Consider the following 217-nt stretch of genomic DNA (forward strand, 5'->3'; position numbering starts at 1 on the left):
GCCATAAAGCCGGCATGACCCAGCGAAAACTGACCAGAAAAGCCCACGATCAGGTTCAGACTGACGGCCAGGATGATGTTGATGCCCATCATAACCAGCATGTTCTCGATAAACGTATCAACCACGCCAGTCATTTCACCGGCATAGATAATGCCATATCCGGCTGCCATGCAGACGAACCAGATGGCAATGGTCTGCCAACGTATTTTCATCTTAG

The 217-nt window shown here is 49.8% G+C and carries 1 pseudogene; it reads right to left on the minus strand.

The features are described 5' to 3' along the window. A pseudogene (locus LJE08_RS14770) lies at window positions 1-212 on the minus strand (branched-chain amino acid ABC transporter permease); the annotation flags it as partial. Window positions 213-217 lie beyond the last annotated feature (5 nt).

The sequence above is a fragment of the Holdemanella sp. DFI.5.55 genome, from assembly GCF_020593575.1.
Lineage (GTDB): Bacteria > Bacillota_I > Bacilli_A > Erysipelotrichales > Erysipelotrichaceae > Holdemanella > Holdemanella hominis.